We start from the raw sequence: 5226 nt of genomic DNA, 5'->3' as shown, positions 1-5226 counted from the left end.
CCCGTGGGCCGTCAGCAGCACGAACAGCCGGGCCCAGCACAGCCGCTCGCCGCGCGGCCAGTCCAGCGCGCGCAGCGCCGCCGACGCCGCCTCGCTGACCTCGCCGTCGATCCTGACCTCGGCCACGTCGTCCCCCGACCGTCCGCCGAGGAACAGCTTCACCCCGTGCGGCCGCCGCGCGTGCGGCCCGGTCAGCGCCGGCAGCAGCGCGGGCGCCAGCGCCGGCACCACTCGGTTCCCGGCCAGCCAGGCCGCCAGCCGCTCGTTGCCGAACCCGAAGACCGCCGCCGGCCCCTGGACGGCGTGCCAGCCGGGCAGTTCCGGGTGGTCGGCGTGGTCGGCGTGCGCGCCGCGGCCCTCCCGCAGCTCCACCAGCGCGGCCGCCGTGGTGGTCGCCCACATCCGCACCGCGTTCTCCAGCTTCTCCTCCTCGGTCTTGCCGAGGCCGGCCGCGCAGTCCCAGAGCACCGGCGCGTCCGCCCGGCCGAGCTCCAGCGCCCAGCCGAGGTCGACGTGCCCGGCGCCCTCGCCGCCGGGGTGCTCCCGGACGGCCACCGCGACCGTCCCCGGGCCGCGCACCACCTCGCCGTCGGCGGTGAACTCCTGCCCGAGGCGCGCCATCTCCCGGACCACGCAGCGCTGAATGACGGCCAGTCGGTCCTGCGGGCGCACGGGGACTCCTCCGCTCACGGGCTCCGAGTCGTCTCGAACGCCGGCTGCCATCGAACTGCTCTCGAACGCCGCCGAGGTTATCGGCCCGCGGGCCCCCCGGGAAACCGCCCGGGCGCCGCCGCGCGGCGCGGGCCCGCGGCCGGCGGCGCGCCGCTCCGGTCGCAGGGATGACCGGTATGCACCATTTTGGGTAGCGAACACCACCGGCGCCGCCTGGAGGACCCGCATGCCCCGCACCGCCCCGCCGCCCGCCGCCCCGCCGCGCACCGCGCCGACCGCCCTGCCGGTCCGGCTGCTCGCCCCGGACGCCTCCGGGCTGGTCGCCGAGATCGAGGCGTACCTCGCCTCACTGCCCGCCCCCGCGCGCGCCCCGGTGCCCCACCCGTGGCGCCACGGCCAGGTGCACCGGCCCTGGCACGCCGGCCACCCGCTGCCCCGGGCCACCCTGCTCGACCGGGCGCTGCGCCGCCCCGCCCGCCCGGTCACGGTCACCGCCGCCGAGCACCTCGCCCTCGCCTCCCGGTACATCGCCGCGCACGGCTGGCTGCAGGGGGCGATGTGGGACGACGCCGGCCGGGTCTGCCTGCTGGGCGCCCAGGCCGCGGTGCTCGCCCACGGCTTCGGCACCCCGGCCACCGTGCGCACCGCCCGGGTCCAGCTGATGGAGGTGCTGCACGCCACCGGCCGCCCGGTGAACTCCCCGGACCAGTTCAACGACCGGCCCTCGACCCGGCAGGCCGACGTCCACCGGCTGCTGGACCGGGCCGCCGCCCGGGCCGCCCGGCTGGGCCTGTGACGCCCGCGGGGGCGACGGCGGTGACGGGGGCGGCCGGGAAGGGGCGCTGACGGAGCGCCGGGAACGCGAACGGCCCCGGTGGACGCCGAGCGTCCACCGGGGCCGTTCCTCCTGCTGAGCGGGCGACGAGAATCGAACTCGCGTGACTAGTTTGGAAGACTAGGGCTCTACCATTGAGCTACGCCCGCGCGATCCTCCGGCCGTCACCGGACGGAAGGTCGGGAACAGCGTACCTGGTCCGGTCGGCTGCGCGCACACCCCGTTCCCGTGCGGGCCCCGGAATATCCCGGCGATCCGGCAGGGCCCGGCGTGTACGCTTCCTCTCGGCACCACGGGGTGTGGCGCAGTTTGGTAGCGCGTCCGCTTTGGGAGCGGAAGGCCGTCGGTTCGAATCCGGTCACCCCGACCGTGCGCAGGGTCTCGCCCACAGCGGGGCCCTGTTGTCGTCTGCGGGGCTGTTCGGGCATGGTGACCGGTTGATTTCCCACCCGACCTGGAGAACCCCCGATGAGTGCGACGAGCCCGGCCCGGCCGGGGCGGATGAACCCCAAGATCGCGGTCGGCGTCGTCTTCGTCGCCTCGCTGTTCATGACGATCATGGACGGCACGATCGTCAACGTCGCGCTGCCCTCCATCGGCCGTGACTTCGGCACCGACCCGGCCGGCGTCGGCGTGGTCAACGTCGGCTACCTGGTCAGCCTGGCCGTCTTCGTGCCGCTGTCCGGCTGGCTCGGCGACCGCTTCGGCACCCGCCGGGTCTTCCTGTGCTCGCTCGCCCTGTTCACCGCCGCCTCGCTGCTCTGCGGCACGGCCGGCTCGCTGTCCTCGCTCACCCTGTACCGGATCCTCCAGGGCGCGGCCGGCGGCCTGCTCACCCCGGTCGGGATGACCATGCTCTTCCGCGCCTTCCCGCAGGAGGAGCGGATGCGCGCCACCCGGGTGCTGATGCTGCCCACCGCCGTCGCCCCGGCCAGCGGTCCGGTGCTCGGCGGCTGGCTGGTGGACAGCCGGTCCTGGCACTGGGTCTTCACCGTCAACGTGCCGGTCGGCCTCGCCGGGCTGGTCTTCGGCCTGCTCTTCCTGCCCGACTACCGGGTCGAGCGGGCCGGGCGGTTCGACGTGGCCGGCTTCCTGCTCGCCGCCGTCGGCTTCGGCGGCGCGATGTACGCGCTCTCCGAAGGGGCGTCCGAGGGCTGGGGGAGCGTGCGGATCCTCGCCCCGGCGCTCGCCGGGCTGCTCGCCCTGGCCGCCCTGGTCGCGGTCGAGCTGCGCCGCCCCGAGCCGATGCTCGACCTGCGGCTCTTCCGGGACCGGATCTTTCGCACCGTGAACCTGCTCTCGCTGTTCTCCGGCGCCGCCTTCCTCGGCATGCTCTACCTCTTCCCGCTGCTGATGCAGGACGCGCTCGGGATGGACGCCCTGCACAGCGGGCTGATGGTGTTCCCCGAGGCGCTCGGCGTGATGCTCGCCTCCCAGGTGTCGGCCCGGCTCTACCCGCGGATCGGCCCGCGCCGGATGCTCGCCGCCGGTTCCGCGGTGGTGGCCTGCTGCCTGGCCCTGATGGCGACCATCGGGCCGGAGAGCAACCTGTGGGCCGTGCGCGGGCTGCTCTTCCTCACCGGCTTCGCGATGTCGCACGTCTTCATGCCGAGCCAGACCGCCGCCTTCGCGACCGTCCCGGCCGCCGCCACCGGCGCCGCCTCCACCCTCTACAACGCCCAGCGGCAGATCGGCTCGGCGCTCGGCGTGGCCGTGCTCGGCACCGTGCTGACCGCCGTCGGACCCCTCGCCGCGGACGCCTCGGGTACGCCCGTGGCGAACCTCACCGCCTACCGCGCGGCCTTCCTGACCGCGGCCGCGCTGGCCCTGCTGGCGGCCGTGATCGCGCTGCGCGTGCGGGACTCCGACGCCGCCGCGACCATGCGCCCGGCGGCCGCCGGCGCCTCCGGGGGCGCGTCGGAACCCGCCGGCCGGACCGCCCCGGACGACGCCCCGCGGGCCGCCGCGAAGAGCGCCGGAGGGGCCTGAACGGGCCCGGACGGCGGCGTCCTGGCGTCCGCCTTTCGTGGTACCGGTAGGATGGGGCGCTGGCGGTAGTCCCTGTGGCGTCCACCCAGGTCAACCGCACGAGGGCGAGGAGTCACGCTCACCGTCCACCCCCCACGGGAGATGCAGCTCCAACCGCCCATCGCCCGTCTCGCCCGACCCGCTGGAAACCGGCCCCGGCCGGCGTCCGGGGAGGGCGCAGGCAACCTGACCGCAAGCCCATAGGAGACCTAACCGTGAAGAGCGCCGTCGAGACTCTGAACCCGACCCGGGTTCGACTCACCGTCGAGGTGCCCTTCGAGGAGCTCAAGCCCAGCCTCGACGCGGCGTACAAGAAGATCAACCAGCAGGTCTCGGTCCCGGGCTTCCGCAAGGGCAAGATCCCGAACCGGGTCATCGACCAGCGCTTCGGCCGTGGCGCCGTGCTGGAGGAGGCCGTCAACGACGCCCTGCCGCGCTTCTACACGCAGGCCGTCGACGAGGGCAAGATCGAGGTCCTCGGCCAGCCCGACATCACCAACATCGAGGGTGTCGAGAAGATCGCCGACGGTGGTGACCTCAAGTTCACCGCCGAGGTCGACGTCCGCCCGGAGATCACCCTGCCGGAGTTCTCGTCCATCGAGGTCACCGTCGACCCGATCGAGGTCTCCGACGAGGACGTCGCCAAGTCCCTGGAGCAGCTGCGCGAGCGCTTCTCCTCGGTCAAGGACGTCGAGCGCGCCGCCGCCGCCGGTGACATCGTGGTCGTCGACCTGGAGGCCAAGGTCGACGGCGAGGTGCCGGAGGACGGCACCGCCGCTGGCGTCAGCTACGAGATCGGCTCGGGCCGTCTGATCGACGGCATCGACGAGGCCGTCGTCGGCCTGGAGGCCGGCGGCACCGCCACCTTCACCACCGAGCTCAAGGGCGGCACCCAGGCCGGCAAGACCTCCGAGGTCACCGTCAAGGTCACCGCCGTCCAGGAGAAGGAGCTGCCCGAGCTGGACGACGAGTTCGCCCAGCTGGCCAGCGAGTTCGACACCCTGGAGGACCTGAAGGCCGACTCCCGCAAGCGCCTGGAGCGCATGAAGGAGTACGACCAGGCCACCCAGGCCCAGGAGAAGGTGCTGGACGCGCTGCTCGGCCTGGTCGAGATCGAGTTCCCGGAGAAGCTCCTCAAGGACGAGATCGAGACCCGCAAGCACAACCTGGAGCACCACCAGCTGGAGCCGATGGGCCTCACCCTGGCGAGCTACCTGGAGACCCAGGGCAAGTCGGAGGAGGAGTACCTCGCGGAGCTGGAGGAGCAGGCGAAGAAGGGCATCAAGACCCAGTTCGTCCTGGACCAGATCGTCGCCGACGAGGAGCTCAACGTCTCCCAGGAGGAGCTGACCGAGCACCTCATCCGCCGCGCCGCCGGCTCGGGCCTCACCCCGGACCAGTTCGCCCAGCAGGTCGTCCAGGGCGGCCAGGTTCCGCTGCTGGTCGGCGAGGTCGCCCGCGGCAAGGCGCTGGCCACCGTGGTCGAGGCCGCCAAGGTCGTCGACACCGAGGGCAACGAGATCAACTTCGACGACGACGAGGCCGACGAGTCGGCCGAGACCGTCGAGGCCCCGGCCGCCGAGGCCGAGGCCGAGGAGAAGACCGAGGCCTGACCGCCGCGGTCGCCTCGCTCGCCCTGAGGCGTGAGCGCGGGCCCGGACGCCGTACGGCGTCCGGGCCCGCGCCGTTCC

4 protein-coding genes and 2 tRNA genes are annotated in these 5226 nt (G+C 73.8%); 4 read left to right on the top strand and 2 right to left on the bottom strand.

The window, feature by feature from the left end; all coding sequences use genetic code 11:
* A partial coding sequence (locus ACFXAM_RS37735) for a DUF6348 family protein (protein WP_380298352.1) occupies nucleotides 1–672 on the bottom strand: 672 nt, incomplete at its 3' end.
* A gap of 226 nt (nucleotides 673–898) precedes the next feature.
* Between ACFXAM_RS37735 and ACFXAM_RS37730 the strand changes: the two genes are divergently transcribed.
* Nucleotides 899–1468, top strand: coding sequence for a hypothetical protein (locus ACFXAM_RS37730; protein ID WP_380298350.1), 570 nt, complete (start codon nucleotides 899–901; stop codon nucleotides 1466–1468).
* Between the two features lie 117 nt (nucleotides 1469–1585).
* On the opposite strand, the gene ACFXAM_RS37725 is transcribed toward ACFXAM_RS37730, so the two are convergent.
* Nucleotides 1586–1656 (bottom strand) — tRNA-Gly (locus tag ACFXAM_RS37725).
* A 144-nt stretch (nucleotides 1657–1800) separates the two neighbouring features.
* On the opposite strand from ACFXAM_RS37725, the gene ACFXAM_RS37720 reads away from it, so the two are divergent.
* The 3 genes from ACFXAM_RS37720 (at nucleotide 1801) to tig (ending at nucleotide 5148) form a co-directional block, all read left to right on the top strand.
* Nucleotides 1801–1874: transfer RNA gene (locus ACFXAM_RS37720), tRNA-Pro, on the top strand.
* Between the two features lie 101 nt (nucleotides 1875–1975).
* On the top strand, nucleotides 1976–3496 hold the full coding sequence (locus tag ACFXAM_RS37715; protein ID WP_380298348.1) for an MDR family MFS transporter: 1521 nt from the start codon (nucleotides 1976–1978) through the stop codon (nucleotides 3494–3496).
* A 254-nt stretch (nucleotides 3497–3750) separates the two neighbouring features.
* Nucleotides 3751–5148: a trigger factor gene (gene tig / locus ACFXAM_RS37710; protein ID WP_380298347.1), complete on the top strand. Its 1398-nt coding sequence runs from the start codon at nucleotides 3751–3753 to the stop codon at nucleotides 5146–5148.
* Nucleotides 5149–5226: the final 78 nt, after the last annotated feature.

Source organism: Kitasatospora sp. NPDC059462, from assembly GCF_042749955.1.
Classification (GTDB): Bacteria; Actinomycetota; Actinomycetes; order Streptomycetales; family Streptomycetaceae; genus Kitasatospora.
The sequence above is the reverse complement of the archived record's forward strand: the minus strand, read 5'-3'. Positions and strand labels throughout refer to the sequence as shown.

Excerpts from the sequence above, each read along its gene's own strand:
- ACFXAM_RS37730 (WP_380298350.1), top strand. The coding sequence starts at position 899 with ATGCCCCGCACCGCCCCGCCGCCCGCCGCCCCGCCGCGCACCGCGCCG.
- ACFXAM_RS37715 (WP_380298348.1), top strand. The coding sequence starts at position 1,976 with ATGAGTGCGACGAGCCCGGCCCGGCCGGGGCGGATGAACCCCAAGATC.